Origin of the sequence: Aquabacterium sp. CECT 9606 (genome assembly GCF_918741295.1) — a bacterium.
GTDB lineage: Bacteria > Pseudomonadota > Gammaproteobacteria > Burkholderiales > Burkholderiaceae_C > Aquabacterium.
Genome location: NZ_CAKKNB010000001.1, coordinates 142202 through 157125, shown reverse-complemented (window position 1 = coordinate 157125; position 14924 = coordinate 142202). Strand labels below are relative to the sequence as shown.

General features: G+C 64.1%; 14 protein-coding genes. 7 read left to right on the top strand and 7 right to left on the bottom strand.

Translation table 11 applies throughout. From position 1 onward, the window contains the following. Positions 1–17: 17 nt before the first annotated feature. From LQ232_RS00730 to LQ232_RS00720, 3 genes are all read right to left on the bottom strand, one after another. A complete protein-coding gene (locus LQ232_RS00730; protein WP_230177531.1) occupies positions 18–2417 on the bottom strand; it encodes a 3-hydroxyacyl-CoA dehydrogenase/enoyl-CoA hydratase family protein in 2400 nt (799 codons plus the stop codon). A gap of 89 nt (positions 2418–2506) precedes the next feature. After that, a complete protein-coding gene (locus LQ232_RS00725) occupies positions 2507–4297 on the bottom strand; it encodes an acyl-CoA dehydrogenase C-terminal domain-containing protein (RefSeq protein WP_230177529.1) in 1791 nt (596 codons plus the stop codon). 85 nt (positions 4298–4382) lie between these two features. After that, on the bottom strand, positions 4383–5051 hold the full coding sequence (locus LQ232_RS00720; protein ID WP_230179692.1) for a TetR/AcrR family transcriptional regulator: 669 nt from the start codon (positions 5049–5051) through the stop codon (positions 4383–4385). Positions 5052–5356: 305 nt separating this feature from the next. Between LQ232_RS00720 and LQ232_RS00715 the strand changes: the two genes are divergently transcribed. Next, positions 5357–5914 (top strand): HNH endonuclease, encoded by a 558-nt coding sequence (locus LQ232_RS00715; protein ID WP_230177527.1) that lies wholly within the window; start codon positions 5357–5359, stop codon positions 5912–5914. A 1-nt stretch (position 5915) separates the two neighbouring features. Here LQ232_RS00715 and LQ232_RS00710 read toward each other — a convergent pair whose 3' ends face one another. Beyond that, on the bottom strand, positions 5916–6653 hold the full coding sequence (locus tag LQ232_RS00710) for a Crp/Fnr family transcriptional regulator (RefSeq protein ID WP_230177525.1): 738 nt from the start codon (positions 6651–6653) through the stop codon (positions 5916–5918). A gap of 105 nt (positions 6654–6758) precedes the next feature. Here LQ232_RS00710 and LQ232_RS00705 point away from each other — a divergent pair, with 105 nt between their 5' ends. Next, a complete protein-coding gene (locus tag LQ232_RS00705) occupies positions 6759–7508 on the top strand; it encodes a GGDEF domain-containing protein (RefSeq protein ID WP_230177522.1) in 750 nt (249 codons plus the stop codon). Positions 7509–7520: 12 nt separating this feature from the next. Here the strand turns inward: LQ232_RS00705 and nhaR are convergent, their stop codons facing one another. Then, on the bottom strand, positions 7521–8426 hold the full coding sequence (gene nhaR / locus LQ232_RS00700; protein WP_230177520.1) for a transcriptional activator NhaR: 906 nt from the start codon (positions 8424–8426) through the stop codon (positions 7521–7523). A 94-nt stretch (positions 8427–8520) separates the two neighbouring features. Between nhaR and LQ232_RS00695 the strand changes: the two genes are divergently transcribed. Together LQ232_RS00695 and LQ232_RS00690 are read left to right on the top strand one after the other, a co-directional pair. Beyond that, complete coding sequence (locus tag LQ232_RS00695) at positions 8521–9276, top strand: TerC family protein (RefSeq protein WP_230179691.1); 756 nt, start codon at positions 8521–8523, stop codon at positions 9274–9276. A 39-nt stretch (positions 9277–9315) separates the two neighbouring features. Then, entirely contained in the window at positions 9316–10014 is a 699-nt protein-coding gene (locus tag LQ232_RS00690) for a Bax inhibitor-1/YccA family protein (protein WP_230177518.1), read from the top strand. Between the two features lie 52 nt (positions 10015–10066). On the opposite strand, the gene LQ232_RS00685 is transcribed toward LQ232_RS00690, so the two are convergent. Beyond that, positions 10067–10684 carry a TetR/AcrR family transcriptional regulator gene (locus tag LQ232_RS00685; protein ID WP_230177516.1) on the bottom strand — a complete coding sequence of 206 codons (618 nt, stop codon included), beginning with the start codon at positions 10682–10684 and terminating at the stop codon, positions 10067–10069. Positions 10685–10704: 20 nt separating this feature from the next. Next, the gene (locus tag LQ232_RS00680; RefSeq protein ID WP_230177514.1) at positions 10705–12297 is read right to left on the bottom strand and encodes an alkaline phosphatase; all 1593 of its coding nucleotides are present in this window, start codon (positions 12295–12297) and stop codon (positions 10705–10707) included. 66 nt (positions 12298–12363) lie between these two features. Here LQ232_RS00680 and LQ232_RS00675 point away from each other — a divergent pair, with 66 nt between their 5' ends. The 3 genes from LQ232_RS00675 to LQ232_RS00665 all read left to right on the top strand — a co-directional run bounded on the left by LQ232_RS00675 (position 12364) and on the right by LQ232_RS00665 (position 14910). Further along, positions 12364–13104, top strand: a complete 741-nt coding sequence (locus tag LQ232_RS00675) for a PhaM family polyhydroxyalkanoate granule multifunctional regulatory protein (protein ID WP_230177512.1) — start codon at positions 12364–12366, stop codon at positions 13102–13104. A 9-nt stretch (positions 13105–13113) separates the two neighbouring features. Beyond that, positions 13114–14376, top strand: a complete 1263-nt coding sequence (locus tag LQ232_RS00670; protein ID WP_230177510.1) for an FIST N-terminal domain-containing protein — start codon at positions 13114–13116, stop codon at positions 14374–14376. A 111-nt stretch (positions 14377–14487) separates the two neighbouring features. After that, positions 14488–14910, top strand: a complete 423-nt coding sequence (locus LQ232_RS00665; RefSeq protein WP_230177501.1) for a hypothetical protein — start codon at positions 14488–14490, stop codon at positions 14908–14910. The last annotated feature ends 14 nt before the right edge of the window (positions 14911–14924 follow it).

Below are 14924 nucleotides of genomic sequence, written 5' to 3'. Positions count from 1 at the left end.
TTGGATGCTCCGATCGATCAGTTGCGGACGGGCTTGCCGGTGGACAGCATGCCCATGATGCGCTCTTGCGTCTTGGGGTTGTCCAGCAGCGAGCAGAAGTGCTTGCGCTCCAGGGCGTGCAGGTATTCCTCGGTCACTTGCGTGCCGTAGTCGACGTCACCGCCGGTCAGCACGTCGGCGATGGCCGAGCTGATCAGGTAGTCGTGGGCGCTGATGAAGCCGCCGTCACGCATGTTGATCAGCGAGGATTGCAGCGTGGCCTTGACGTTGCGGCCGGCGACCGGGAAGGTACGCTTGGCCGGGGCACGGTAGCCCGACTCGTACATGGCCTTGACCTGGGCGATCGCCACGTAGAGCAGCTCGTCCTTGTTGGGGACGATCACGTCGCCGTCGATCAGGTAGCCGTACTTCTTGGCTTCGATGGCCGAGGTGGCCACCTTGGCCATCGCGGCCGCCTGGAAGGCTTCCTTGATGAAACCGATCAGGTCGCCACCGATCTGGCCGGACACGCCCTTGGACGGCTCCAGCAGCTCGGCCGCGCGGCGGGCCAGGTAAGCCAGGCCACCGCCGCCAGGGATCAAACCCACGCCGACTTCGACCAGACCCACATAGCTTTCCATGGCAGCGACGCGCTTGGACGCGTGCACAGCCAGTTCGCAACCGCCACCCAGGGCCAGGCCGTGAACGGCCGCCACGGAAGGCACGTTGCTGTAGCGCAGGCTCAGCATGAAGTCCTGCAGTTGCTTCTCGAAGGGGGCAATGGCCTTGCCGCCACCCGACATGAAGGCGGGCATCATCGATTGCAGGTCGGCGCCGGCCGAGAACGGGCCGTCTTGCGACCAGATCACCAGGCCCTTGTAGCTTTCTTCGGCCAGTTGCAGGCCCTTGGCCAGACCACCGGTGACTTCGGCGGAGATGGTGTGCATCTTCGACTTGATCGAGGCGATGACCACTTCGTCGTCCAACGTCCACAGGCGGATGGCGGCGTCTTCATGCAGCGTCTTGCCAGCCGTGTCGGCCGACTTGGTGCCCGAACCCAGCACGTCTTCGCGGAAGAACTGGCGGTCGTACACGGGCAGCTTGCGTTGCGGCACGTAGGTCTTCTTGGCGGGGCTCCACGAGCCTTCGGGCGTGTGCACGCCGTCACGGCCGTCGAACACCCAGGCGGGCAGCGGCGTCTTGGTGATGGCCTTGCCAGCGTCGATGTCGGCCTTGACCCACTCGGCCACTTGCTTCCAGCCGGCTTCCTGCCAGATCTCGAAAGGGCCTTGCTTCATGCCGTAGCCCCAGCGCAGGGCCAGGTCCACGTCGCGGCAGGTGTCGGCGATGCTTTCACCGGTCACGGCGGCGTAGTGGAAGCCGTTGCGCAGCATCGCCCAGATGAACTGGGCTTGCGGGTTGCTCGACTCGCGCAGGGCCTTCAAGCGCTCGGCGGCGGGCTTGCGCAGGATGTCGGTGACTTCCTTGTCGGCCTTGTTGCCAGCAGGCACGTACTCGCCGGTCTTCACGTCGAATTGCGTGATGACCTTGCCATCCTTCTTGAAGAAGCCGGCCTTGGTCTTCTGGCCAAAGTTGCCCTTGTCCAGCAGCGCTTGCACATCGGCAGGCGTGGCGAAGGCGGCGGCGAAAGGATCGCTGGCGCAGCCGTTTTGCAGCGTCTTGATCACGTGGGCCATCGTGTCGATGCCGACCACGTCACAGGTGCGGTAGGTGCCCGAAGAAGCACGGCCCATGCGCTTGCCGGTCAGGTCGTCGACGATGTCGTAGCCCAGGCCGAAGTTCTTCACTTCGATCATGGTGAACAACAGGCCGGCCACGCCCACGCGGTTGGCGATGAAGTTGGGGCTGTCTTCGCAGCGCACGACGCCCTTGCCCACCGCAGTGGTCACGAAGGCTTCGAGCTGGTCAACCACCACGGCATTGGTGTACGAGGTCGGGATCAGCTCGACCAGGTACATGTAGCGCGGAGGGTTGAAGAAGTGGATGCCCAGGAAGCGCGAACGCAGCTGTTCTGGCAACACGTTGGCCATGGCCGTGATCGACAGACCCGACGTGTTGGTGGCCAGGATCGCGTGGTCATTGACGAAAGGCGCGATCTTCTTGTACAGATCTTCCTTCCAGTCCAGGCGCTCGGCGATGGCTTCGATGATCAGGTCGCAACCGCGCAGCTCTTCGAGGTGCTCTTCGTAGTTGGCTTGCTGGATCAGGACGGCATCGTCGGTCACGCCCAGGGGCGAGGGCTTCAGCTTCTTCAGGCCTTCGACGGCCTTGGTGACGATCCCGTTCTTGGGACCTTCCTTGGCGGGCAGGTCGAACAGCACGACCGGCACCTTGCAATTGACCAGATGGGCGGCGATCTGCGCGCCCATCACGCCGGCGCCGAGCACGGCGACCTTGCGGACATTGAATCGACTCATTGTTCTCTCCTAGCGGAACACTCTGTGGATGTGGAGATGGTGAAAGAGGAAGCGGCTTGAAAACACCGCTTCCCCGCAAAGCCTGTTGATTAGAACAGGGCTTCGTCCATTTCCGTCAGGGGCTTCAGACCGGCCTTGGCCGTGATCATCAGGGTTTCGACTTCAGGCATCAGCTTGGCGAAGTAGAAGCGGGCGGTGGCCAGCTTGGCGATGTAGAACTTGTCGCCCGAGCCTTGCTTTTCCAGCGCGATCTTGGCCATGCGGGCGAAGAAGTACGAATACACCAGGTGGCCGACCACGCGCAGGTAATCCACCGCGGCAGCGCCCACTTCATCGGGGTTCTGCATGCCCTTCATGCCGATTTCCATCGTGAAGGCTTGCACCTTCTTGCCCAGCTCGCCCAGCGGGCCAGTGAACTCTTGCATGGCTTCGTTGTCGGCGTTTTCCTTCACGAAGGAAGACACCAGCTTGCCGAACTTGGTCAGCTTGGCGCCAGCGTCGCCCAGCACCTTGCGGCCCAGCAAGTCCAGCGATTGCACGGTGTTCGTGCCTTCGTAGATCATGTTGATGCGGGCGTCGCGCACGAACTGCTCCATGCCCCACTCGTGGATGAAACCGTGGCCGCCATACACCTGTTGGCAATGCACCGTTGCTTCAAAAGCGTTGTCGGTGATGAAGGCTTTGACGATTGGGGTCAGCAAGGCCACGATGTCGTCCGATTCCTTGCGGACGGCTTCATCGGGGTGGTTGTGCGACTTGTCGAGTTCGATGGCGGTGTAGTACACCAGGGCGCGGGCGCCTTCGGCGTAAGCACGCGCGGTCAACAGCATTTTGCGCACATCGGGGTGCACGATGATGGGATCGGCGGCCAGATCAGGGCGCTTGGGGCCCGACAGGGCACGCATCTGCACGCGGTCCTTGGCGTAGGCCACGGCGTTCTCATAAGCGACTTGCGTCAGGCCCAGGGACTGGTTGCCCACGCCAAGGCGCGCGCCGTTCATCATCACGAACATGGCGGGCAGGCCGCGGTGGGGCTTGCCCACCAGGGTGCCGACGGCGTTTTCCAGCACGATCTGGGCCGTGGCGTTGCCATGGATGCCCATCTTGTGCTCCAGGCCGGCGCAGAAGATGCCATTGCGCGAACCGATCGAGCCATCGGCGTTCACGTTGAACTTGGGCACCACGAACAGCGAGATGCCCTTCGAGCCTTCGGGCGCATCAGGCAGGCGGGCCAGCACCAGGTGGACGATGTTGTCGGCCATGTCGTGTTCACCAGCCGAGATGAAGATCTTGGCGCCGGTGATCTTGTAGGTGCCGTCGGCCTGGGGCTCGGCCTTGGTGCGCAACAGGCCCAGGTCGGTGCCGCAATGGGGTTCGGTCAGGCACATCGTGCCGGTCCACTCGCCGCTGGTCAGCTTGGGCAGGTAGATCTTCTTTTGCTCGTCAGTGCCATGGGCTTCCAGGGCAGCGTGCGCGCCGTGGCTCAGGCCGGGGTACATGGTCCAGGCCTGGTTGGCCGAGTTCATCATTTCGTACACGGCCTGGTTCACCAACTGAGGCATGCCTTGGCCGCCCCACTCGGGATCAGCGCTCAGGCCGGACCAACCATTTTCGGTGTAGGTCTTGTAGGCTTCCTTGAAGCCGTCGGCGGTCTTGACTTCGTGCGTGGCCTTGTCCAGCACGCAGCCTTGCACGTCGCCCACCAGGTTCAGCGGGGCCAGCACCTTGGAGGCGAACTTGCCGCCTTCTTCGAGCACGGCATTGACCGTGTCGGCGTCCAGATCGGCGTAAGCGGGGATCTTCTTCAATTCATCAACCGCGCCCAGCAGCTCATGAATCACGAACTGCATGTCGCGCAGTGGGGGGTTGTAAGTAGGCATCGTGGAGCTCCTCGGTCACAAAAACACGGTTAATGAGAAAGACCTGATCACACTTTTAAATGGGTGATTTCAGGGTGGGACGGGGTCAAACGGCTGCCAGGGGTGCCGAAGCAAACCCGGCTTTGGCAGCGTCAGACGCCACCATTCCAGACGGTGTCGATGGCGCGCCCAGTGCATAGAACTGGACGACGCGCTCGAACGCCGCGCGGGCCCGGTCCTCTGCCCCCTTCGAGCGCAAAAAACGCGCATCGTGGTGGAGCGACAGGATCAGGCCATGGATCTCGAACAACATTTGCATCGGGTCGGTGTCTTCGCGCAGGTGGCCCATGTCCATGGCCATGCGGATCGCCTTGTCGAGCGCGCCGTGCCAGGTCAGCACCATGCCGGCCAGGGCGTCGCGCACCGGACCAGGGCGGTCGTCAAATTCAACCGCACCGCTGATGTAGATGCAACCTGAATCGATTTCAGTGGCGACCATGGCCACCCAGCCCTCGAACATGGCGCGCAAGCGGGGCAGGCCGCGCTCTTCGCGGATGGCGGGCAGGAAGACCTCGGCGGAAAAACGCTCGTGGTATTCGCGGATGACGGAGATCTGGAGTTCTTCGCGCGAGCCGAAGTGGGCGAACACGCCCGACTTGCTCATCCCGGTGACTTCGGCCAGCGCGCCGATCGACAGGCCCTCGATGCCCATCTGCGAGGCCAGGTTCAGTGCGGCCTCCAGGATGGTGGCGCGCGTTTGCTGGCCCTTGGCCACACCTTGACTGCCGCGCCCACGCTCGCGCGCCGCGTCGGCGGTCTGCTTGGCGTCGAGGTGCAGGGATTCAGACAAGGAGGCTCCCGGGAATAAAACGAACGATCGTGCTATTTTGCAGAAAACAAAGCGGTATGTGTGCGTTCCGTTCAACTTTTTTTGAGGATTTTTAGACAATCGCGTTGTGCAGATTGGGTCGACCCTTGGTTTTCAGGCGCTTTGGGCCCGGTTCTGTCGCCAAAGTGTCGCGATCTTTGCGCTATCCTGTAGGTAGCAATCCCCCTTTGGAGACTTTGTGGAGAGGCTGTATGGACGTGCTGCAACTTGACGTGTCAGGCCGCCCGCAGGCTTGGCTGTCGGCCAAGGAAGCGGCGGTTTTGTATGCCAGTGACGGTGTCGCCTGGACACTGGGCGAGCCTTGCATGGTGTTGCGCGGCGGCGTGCAGCGGCGCACCGGCCTGCAATCGCGCCTCGAACTGCACCCGATCATCGCGGTGCATGGCAGCGTCCCCAGCCGGGCCTGGCGCCAGGAGCCGGCCTTGTCCAACCCCAAGCTCTTCGCCCGCGACCGCCAGGTCTGCGCTTACTGCGGCCACCGCTTCCAGCTCGACGACCTCACCCGCGAGCACATCGTGCCCACCTCGCGCGGTGGCATCGATTCCTGGAAGAACTGCATCACCGCTTGCCGCAACTGCAATGGCCGCAAGGGCAACCGCACACTCAATGAACTGGGCTGGCAACTCTATTACCTGCCCTATGTGCCCAGCCTGCACGAAGACATGATCTTGCGCGGCCGTCGCATCCTGGCCGACCAGATGGAATTTTTGCTGGCCAGCGTGCCGGCGCACAGCCGGTTGCGGGCCTGATCTAAACCAGGGGCCGCTGCGGTGGCCGCCCGTCTCCGTACAAATCGGCCAAGCGCGCCAAGGCTTTCACGTCACGCATGTACAGCCGCCCATCGGCAATGCGGTGCAGGCCGCGGCGCTCCAGCTTGCGCAAGGTTTTGTTGGTGTGCACCAGCGACAGGCCCAGGCCGTCGGCAATGTGCTGCTGCGTCAAGGGAAAGCGCACACCCTCGGCGCCCGCATCGGCCTGAAGGGCGGCCGCCCGCTTGAAGAGCAGGATCAACAGCATCGCGATGCGCTCTTCGGCGCTGCGCCGGCCGACCGACAGCAAGGTGTCGTCGACCAGGGATTCTTCGTGGGCCGTCAACCAGGTGATGTTGAAACCCATGGTGGGCGAGCGGCGGTGCAGCTCCCACAGTGCGTCGCGCTGAAAGACACAGAAGACGGCATCGGTCAGGGTGTCGACGCCATGGGCCGCGGCATCACCCATCTTCTGCTGCACCCCGATGAAATCGCCGGGCAACAAAAAAGTGAGTATCTGGCGCCGGCCATCGCTCAAGGTCTTGTAGCGAAAGGCCCAGCCTTGCAGCAAGGTGAAGAGTGGCGCATCGACCTGACCCTCATGGATCAGCGTTTCGTCCGCCTTCAAAACCAGCTCGCGTTTTTTGAGGGACTGCACCAGGGCATGCTCCTCGGGCGTCTGCTGGATGAACAGCGGCAAAGGTTTCAGCGGGCAACTCGCGCATGGCACTTCAAGCATGTGATTTCATCCAGTTTTGATGTGTCAAATGACACATGGACCAAGCTGCACTCTGCCTACATTGTCGCGAATGTTTCACTGGATTTATTCCCGGAGCGGGCCCCGATGATCCCAATTTTGCCCGAGACCTTGTTGAATGCCCACGCTGACCGCGTCGAGGCGGACGATTGGGACATCCTGTTTCGCGCCGTCCAGGCCAGGCTGAAGAAAACCATCGACAGCCTGGCCGACCGGCTGCCGCTTCAAGACAACCTGCTCGAATGCCTGGAGGCCTTCGAGCAACTGCGCGCTACAGCCTTGCGCGAATGGTATCGGCCAGACCAAGCGATCAGCCCGCCCAGCCCTGAACGCCAGGCCCGCCGCGCGGCGTTGCATGACGGGCTGACCTCGCTGCCCAACCGCAGTTTCTTCCGCAATCTGTTGGACCAGGCTTTGCTGCACGCCCAGGCCGAGCGCAGCACGCTGGCGGTGCTGCACCTGGATCTGGATGGCTTCAAGGCGATCAACGATGCTCACGGATTGGGCACTGGCGACGAAGTGCTCCGGCTGGTGGGCGCGCGCCTGAGCCGAACAGTGCGCGCCGGTGACATGGTGAGCCGCCTGGGCGACGACGACTTTGCTTGCCTGCCCGCCAGCCCGATGGACGCTGCTCAGTTGGGCCGACTGGCCCGCAAGCTGCTGGACGTGGTCTCGGTGCCGTTCAGGATCGGCACGCAGGAGATCAGCGTGCGGCCCAGCATCGGCATCGCCATCAGCCCGGCCCATGGCACCACCACCCAGGTGATGCTGGAGCGTGCGGAAGACGCGATGTACCGGGCCAAGGAAAGCAAATCCGGGTTCGCTTTTTTTGATTGACCCGTTGGCCAATTACGCGCCAAACAAGGCCTCTCTGGCCGATTGGGTGATGGCCACCACGCAAGGATGCGTGATCCGCCTCTCCACCGAGATGGCGTAGAACTCCTCCACCAGCTCGGACGTGCGGCCCAGCACCTGCACCCCATGCTGCGCACAGGTTTCGTCCTCCAGCACGGTAGGGGCCATGAACACGCCGCGCCCTTCGCCCCCAAACGCTTTCATCAACGCCGCATCATCAAACTCGCCGATGGCACGGGGATGCAGCTGGTTTTCGGCCAGCCACACGTCCAGACGCTGCCGCATGGCGGACGCCGCGCCCTGCAGCAGCATCGGGGCACCGTCCAGACACTGCGGAAAAGCGCGCCCGCCCAGCTCCAGTTTTGCCTTCAACACCGGGGTGGCGAAAAAACTCATGGCCGTCGTGCCCAGCGCGTGGCTGAAGGCTTTGACGCTGACCTGCTTGTCCATGGGTTCGTCGGCGATCACCAGGTCCAAGCGGTGCACCGCGATCTGCCCCAGCAGGTTGTGGAAATCGCCCTCGTGACAGATCAGGCGCACCGGCTCGGCCAAACCCAAGGCAGGCTCCAGCAAGCGGTAGGCGATGGCTTTGGGCACCGAATCGGCAATGCCCACCCGAAAATCCAGCACCGTCTGGCCGCTGCGGGCCCGGCCCACGGCCGCTTCCAGTTCGGCGCCAAGGGCAAAGATCTGCTCGGCGTAGCCCAGTGCCACGCGCCCCTCGGTGGTCAACTCCAGCCGGCGCCCCACCTTGTGGAACAAGGCGCACCCCAACTGCGCTTCCAGCAACTTGATCTGACCGGACAAGGTTTGGGGCGTGGTATGCAACTGCTCGCCCGCCTTCATGACACCGCCGGATTTGGCCGTGGCCCAGAAGTAGTAAAGGTGCTTGAAATTCATATCCTGCGATTTTTTCGAAGTAATGCTTCAGAAAATTCGACTTTACGCGAAGTATCAACACCGCTAGATTCAAGGCTCGCTCAACTTTCACCCAATCGTGGAATTCCTTCTCGACCCCAACCTCTGGATCGCTTTTGCGATGCTCACCGCCCTGGAGATCGTCCTGGGCGTGGACAACATCATCTTCATTTCGATCCTGGTGGGGCGCCTGCCGCCCGAGCAGCGCGACCAGGCCCGGCGCCTGGGCCTGGGTTTCGCGATGGTCTCGCGCCTGGCCTTGCTGTTCTCGCTGAGTTGGGTGATGGGCCTGACCGCCGAGTTGTTCAACGTGGCGGGCAACAGCATCAGCGGGCGCGACATCGTGCTGCTGCTGGGTGGTTTGTTCCTGCTGTACAAGGCCTCGCACGAGATCTTCGTCGAGGTCGAGGCCCGTGAACAAGACGGCCCGCCGGCCACCGATGCAGTGGCACTGGCCGCGGCAGGTAAAAAGATGATGTGGTCCATCATCGGACAAATCGCTGTGATCGACATCGTGTTCTCGCTGGACTCGGTCATCACGGCAGTCGGTATGGTCGACGAGATCGGTGTGATGGTGGCGGCTGTGATCTGCGCTGTCGGCGTGATGATGATCGCGGCCAAGCCCATCGGCGATTTCGTTGACCGCCACCCATCGGTCAAGGTGCTGGCCCTGGCTTTCCTCGTGATGGTGGGCATGGCCCTCACCGCCGAAGCCTTCGATGTCCATGTGCCCAAGGGTTACCTGTATGCCGCGATGGCCTTCTCGCTCGGGGTTGAAGCCCTGAACATCCGTGCCCGCAACAAGCGCCAGCTGGCCAAGCCGGCCGCCTGATCCCTGCCAACCTTTTATTTTTCCACCGGAGGATTCACCATGAATCAATCTTTGCAAACCAACCAGGACGGCTTCAGTGCATTTGGCACCACTGCCGCCCAGCGCAACCGCGTGTTGCGCAACACCTATGCCCTGCTGGCGTTGTCGATGATCCCAACCGTGTTGGGCGCTTGGCTGGGCGTGGCCTCGGGCATCGCCAGCATGATGACCCCGGGCGTGGGCGCCATCGTGTTCCTGGCCGGTGCTTTCGGCTTCATGTTCGCGATCGAGAAAACGAAGAATTCCTCGGCCGGCGTGCCCGTGCTGCTGGCCTTCACTTTCTTCATGGGCCTGATGCTGGCTCGCCTGATCGGCACCGTGCTGGGGCTGGCCAATGGCGCCAGCCTGGTGATGACGGCTTTTGCGGGTACCGGCGCAATCTTCCTGGGCATGGCGTCGCTGTCCACCATCATCAAGCGTGACCTGAGCTCGATGGGCAAGTTCCTGTTCATCGGCATGATCATGTTGCTGGTGGCCGGCATCGCCAACATCTTCATCCAGTCGAGCGCCCTGATGATCACGCTGTCGGTGATCTCGATCGGCATCTTTTCGGCCTTCATCCTGCACGACCTCAAGCGCGTGCAAGATGGGTATGAAACCAACTACATCACCGCCACCCTGGGTGTCTACCTGAGCATCTACAACGTGTTCCAGTCGCTGCTGGCACTGTTGGGCATCTTTGGTGGCCGCGACGAATAACTTGAACGTCTTCAGGCGTTGAAGCACAAGCCGGGGCCTGCCCCGGCTTTTTTCATGGGCGCCTGGCCAGCCCCGAAAAGCAGCTCTCGATCAACCACGCGATGATCTGATCGTGCGCATGGCCACCGGCTTTGAGCACGCCCAGCACGGGGTCGCAGGCGCGGGCAAACAGCGTGTACAGGATCACCTCGGGTGGCAGGTTCTGGCTGAGCTGGCCATCGGCCTGCCCTTGCACGATCCATTCACCCAGCTTTTCGCTCACGGCCATCAACAGGTTCATGTAGTCGGCATCGGCCATCAGCTCGGCGCGCAAGGTGGAGTTCTGCGCGGGCAAGGAGGGCATCTCGCCCGCCAGTTGCACTTCCATGGTCCAGCGCGCCACCGCCTTCAAGCGCTCGACCGGATCGGTGGGGCCTGGCTGCTGTTCAAGCTCGGTCAGGTAGTCCATCGACCGGCGCAGGATGCGGTTCATGGCCGCTGCGGCCAGGGCTTCTTTCGAGGCGAAGTGTTTGTACAGGCTGGCCTTGGCGATGCCCACATCCGCGGCCACCTCGTCCATGGTCATCAGGTCAAAGCCCTTGTCGGCCAGCAAGCGGTTGACCGAAACCACGATGGCTTCTTCGCGCGCCTTGAGCACCTGCTGCTTGAACGAGACTTTGGGGTTGGCCATGCCGCAGATTGTAGGCAGGCTCAGACTTTGCGTGGCCCGGGCACACCCCGGTCAATCACATAGCGGGCCTGCGTGTGCAGGCGCGAATCGGCACGCACGGGGTGGGGGGTGGCCAGGAACTCGCACGCCACCTGCCGCGGCGTCACGTCCAGCAGCACAAAGCCGCGCTCATCGCTGCGCAGGTGCAGCAGGTCGGGGTTGACGGCTTTCATCCACTGCGAGATGAGTTCGCTCAAGCCCGGGCTGGTGATCGACGAGGTGACGATTTCACTGGCGACGATGGGCGATTGCAGGTCGGACGGCTGCAGGCGCAGGTTGGCAGCCACGTGGCGGTGCACATCGCCGCTCAGGCAGATCACATCGGGCACGCGGGGCTGGGCGATGGCGGCCATGAGGCGCTCGCGCGCGGCCGGGAAGGCATCCCAACCATCGCCATACAGGAGCTTGCCAAAGCGCCCGGTCAAACCGGAGGGACTGATCTGGGTGCTCTGAACGATGAACTTCCAGGCGCGCGTGCTGGTGGCCAGGCCATCGGCCAACCAAAGTTCCTGGTCCTGGCCCAGCATGCTGCGCTCGGGCTTCAACGCGGCCGGGCAACGCCACAGCATGCGGCCATTGCGCGGCCCTCGCCAGGTGCTGCACACGTGCTCGCTGCGGAACTGGCGCGTGTCCAAGGTCCACAACTCGGCCAGTTGGCCCCACTCGTAGCGGTCGTGCATGCGCATGCTGGCATCCACCGGCGCACGCTTGGGCGAGATGGGCATGTGCTCGAAATACGCTTGGTAGGCGGCCGTGCGCAGTTTGACGAACTGCGCTTGTTTCAAGTCATCGTCGGGCTCGGTCAGGCCGGCGTAGTCGTTGAGCACATCGTGGTCGTCCCACACCATCAGCCAGGGGTGGGCGGCGTGGCAGGCACGCAGGTCGGCCTCTTGCCGGTAGGCGGCATGGTGCTGGCGGTAGTGCGCCAAGGTGAACTTGGCCTTGTCGCGCGGGAACTGGTGCGTGTGCTGGCGCACGCGCAGGTAGCCGGGCAACTGGTTCTCGTAGAAGTAGTCGCCCACGAACAGCACCAGGTCCACATCACTGGCGGCGATGTCGCGGTGCACACCGAAATACCCCGCCTCGAAGTGTTGGCACGATGCCAGCGCGATGCGCAAGCGCGGGGTCGCTTCGTTGGGGTCGGGGGCGGTGCGTGTGCGGCCAATCGTGCTGACCTGGCCCGCCACCTGGAAGCGGTAGAAGTATTCGCGGCCAGGCAGCAAACCCGACACCTCGACATGGACGCTGTGCGCGCGGGTGGCTTCGGCCAGCTCAGCGCCCTGGCGAACGACCTGGTCAAAGCGCGAGTCGCTGGCCACCTGCCATTGCACCGCCACGCTTTGCGGGGGCATGCCGCCATCGGCCCGTTCGGGCTTGGGGGCCAGGCGGGTCCACAGCACCACCGAGTTAGGCCGGGGCTCGCCACTGGCCACGCCCAGGGTGAAGACCTCGGCGCTTTCACGCCAGTTGTCGAGCGTGGGAGCCTGCGCCATCGCCAACGGCGAGAACATCTGCTGCCACGCCAGTGCAGCGGCGGTTCGACTGAGGTGGCGTAGGAGTTCTCGGCGTTGCATGAAGCTGGTGATTATGCGGTGGCTTGGGGGCACAATGGACTGCCGATCGCTTCAGGAGCCCTGCCCATGCCTACCCGCCCGACCAGTCCCGATCCCAGCAACGCGTCCGGTGGCGATGCCGCGTCGGCTTTTGGCGGGCTGGGGGCCGGCATGTCGTTCTTCCAGGACTGGATGAAAGCCGCCGGCAGCGCGCTGCCCAATCTGCAAGCCGCCCAGGGCATGGGTGGCAAAAGCGCCACACCCTGGAGCCTGCCCACCCTCGATCCCGAGGAGCTGGACAAGCGCATCCAGGATTTGAAAACCGTGCAATTCTGGCTGGAGCAGAACTCCCGCCTGATCGGCATGACGATCCAGGGCCTTGAAGTGCAGCGCATGACCTTGTCCACGCTGCGTGGCATGAACGTGTCGATGGACGCGGTGCGCGAGTCCCTCAAGGCACGTACCACCGCCACGCCCACCGAAGCGCCTGCCGCGCAACCAGAAGCCGCCGCCTCTTCAGCAGCCGACACCGCCGACGAGGCGGCTGAGCAGCCCGCCGTGAACCCGCTGCGTTGGTGGGACACCCTGACCCAGCAGTTCAGCAACCTCGCCAGTCAGGCCGTGCAAGTGGCCCAGGCCAGCGCTCAGGGCATGGAAGCGGCGGCGAGCGCGCCCACGGTTGCCGCCAAGGAACCTGCCTCGCCGCCCCCGGTCAGCAAGTCCACGCGCACCGCCAAGGTGGCGGTCAAAACCACATCACGGCCGACCCGCAAGACCTCGGCCGCCAGTGTTCGCCCACGGTCCACCGACAGTGGCTCGTCGGATTGATCGGCCCCCATGCCTGCTGCTTCCACCTTGACCATGGCGCCGCGCTTCTTGCACGCGCACGCCACGCACCCGCAGGCGGACCTGGCCCTGTCGCTGGTGTGGGCGCAGCTGGAGTCGCAGGGTGCCGCCACCATGGGCGCCACCTTGGGCTGGTGTTACCTGACCGAGGCGCTGGCACCCCACGCCGAAATCATCCTGCACGGCCTGCGTGAGCGCTTGCCCGGCGTGGCCTGGGTGGGCGGCGTGGGCCTGGGTGTGCTGGCCAGCGGCGTGGAATACATCGACGAGCCCGCCCTGGCGGTGATGGTGTCCACCTTGCCCAGCGAAGACTTCCGGGTGTACTCGGGCCAGCAACCTTTGCCCTCCCTGCCCCGCGTGGGCTTGACGGCCTTGTCGATGTCCTCCGGCGTGGGCTTCGTGCCGCATGTGGCGCAGGTGCATGCCGATGCCCACACCCCGGACCTGCAAGAGCTGATCACGGAGTTGGCGGCCAGAACCCGCACGGGCTACCTGTTCGGTGGCCTGAGCACCGGGCGCACACGCAGTCTGCACCTGGCGCTGGACCCCTTGGCCGAGCACGGCGAGCAAGCCCAGGGCGTGTGGTCGGGCGGTGTATCGGGCGTGGCGTTTTCAGACCGCGTGCACCTGGTCTCGCGCGTGACCCAGGGCTGCCAGCCCATTGGCCAGGCCCGCCAGATCACCGCCGCCGAGCGCAACGTGGTCTATGCGCTGGACGGCGAACCCGCCTTGAACTGCCTGTTGCGCGACCTGAACCTGACCGCCTCGGTGACGGCCAACGGCCTGCCGCGCGAGGCCCTGCCCAAGGTGCGTGCCACGCTGGCGGGCCTGACCGACACGGCCAGCGACCTGTTGGAACACAGGCACACCTTTGGCGCCGACACGCGCGTTCGCCATCTGGTGGGCCTGGACCCACAGCGCCAGGGCGTGGCGGTGAGCGACCTGGTCGAGGTTGGCATGCAGTTGGCGTTTTGCCAGCGCAATGTCACCGCCGCCCGGCGCGATCTGGTGCGCGCCTGCGCCGAAATCCGCGAAGAGTTCGACCCGCAAGACGGCCCCAGCCGCACGCCTGCCGGCGCCATCTACATCAGTTGCGCTGGCCGGGGCGGCCCGCATTTTGGCGGCCCGAATGCCGAGATGCAGATCATCCAGCACGCGCTGGGCGACATCCCCCTGGTCGGCATGTTCGCGGGCGGCGAGATCGCGCGCCACCACCTGTATGGCTACACGGGCGTCCTGACCGTCTGGGCCTGAGCAGACACCCCCTTTTGGGTTCCCCACCCAAGGGGATAGGCACCGCAAGACCATCCGAGCACACTGCCGCCTGTCGGCCGCGTTGGGCCATTCACTCCAAAGGATGTCGCCATGATTGCTCGCGTTTACACCAAGACCCAACCCATCCCCTTCAACACCAAGTCCCTGTCGGACGACGCCGAGCCAGAACAGCGTGCGGCCGTGCCATTGTCGACGGTGTCATGGGCCCGCCCTGCCCTGGGCACGCACAAGATCACCACCACCGTGCGGCGCACGGCCCTGAGCAGCGGCCACGCCGCCGAGCCGGCAGCGCGCGCCACCACCTGCCACTCCACGGCCGGCCACAGCGCACCAGCGCCCACCGCGCGCCGCACCACGCAACTCAGCGCCAAGTACCTGGGCGGCGGCAACTTGAGCGTGCGTTCTTCGGTCACCGGCCGCCACTACCGCTTTGAAGGCCACGGCGCCACCTTGGCCATCGACAGCCGCGACCAACTCATGTTGGGGCGCATCCCGGAGCTGCTGATCGCCTGAGTGCCTTACAGTGG

Excerpts from the sequence above, each read along its gene's own strand:
- LQ232_RS00670 (WP_230177510.1), top strand. The coding sequence starts at position 13,114 with ATGCCTGCTGCTTCCACCTTGACCATGGCGCCGCGCTTCTTGCACGCG.
- nhaR (WP_230177520.1), bottom strand. The coding sequence starts at position 8,426 with ATGAATTTCAAGCACCTTTACTACTTCTGGGCCACGGCCAAATCCGGC.
- LQ232_RS00680 (WP_230177514.1), bottom strand. The coding sequence starts at position 12,297 with ATGCAACGCCGAGAACTCCTACGCCACCTCAGTCGAACCGCCGCTGCA.
- LQ232_RS00690 (WP_230177518.1), top strand. The coding sequence starts at position 9,316 with ATGAATCAATCTTTGCAAACCAACCAGGACGGCTTCAGTGCATTTGGC.
- LQ232_RS00705 (WP_230177522.1), top strand. The coding sequence starts at position 6,759 with ATGATCCCAATTTTGCCCGAGACCTTGTTGAATGCCCACGCTGACCGC.
- LQ232_RS00685 (WP_230177516.1), bottom strand. The coding sequence starts at position 10,684 with ATGGCCAACCCCAAAGTCTCGTTCAAGCAGCAGGTGCTCAAGGCGCGC.
- LQ232_RS00675 (WP_230177512.1), top strand. The coding sequence starts at position 12,364 with ATGCCTACCCGCCCGACCAGTCCCGATCCCAGCAACGCGTCCGGTGGC.
- LQ232_RS00715 (WP_230177527.1), top strand. The coding sequence starts at position 5,357 with ATGGACGTGCTGCAACTTGACGTGTCAGGCCGCCCGCAGGCTTGGCTG.
- LQ232_RS00730 (WP_230177531.1), bottom strand. The coding sequence starts at position 2,417 with ATGAGTCGATTCAATGTCCGCAAGGTCGCCGTGCTCGGCGCCGGCGTG.
- LQ232_RS00665 (WP_230177501.1), top strand. The coding sequence starts at position 14,488 with ATGATTGCTCGCGTTTACACCAAGACCCAACCCATCCCCTTCAACACC.
- LQ232_RS00725 (WP_230177529.1), bottom strand. The coding sequence starts at position 4,297 with ATGCCTACTTACAACCCCCCACTGCGCGACATGCAGTTCGTGATTCAT.
- LQ232_RS00710 (WP_230177525.1), bottom strand. The coding sequence starts at position 6,653 with ATGCTTGAAGTGCCATGCGCGAGTTGCCCGCTGAAACCTTTGCCGCTG.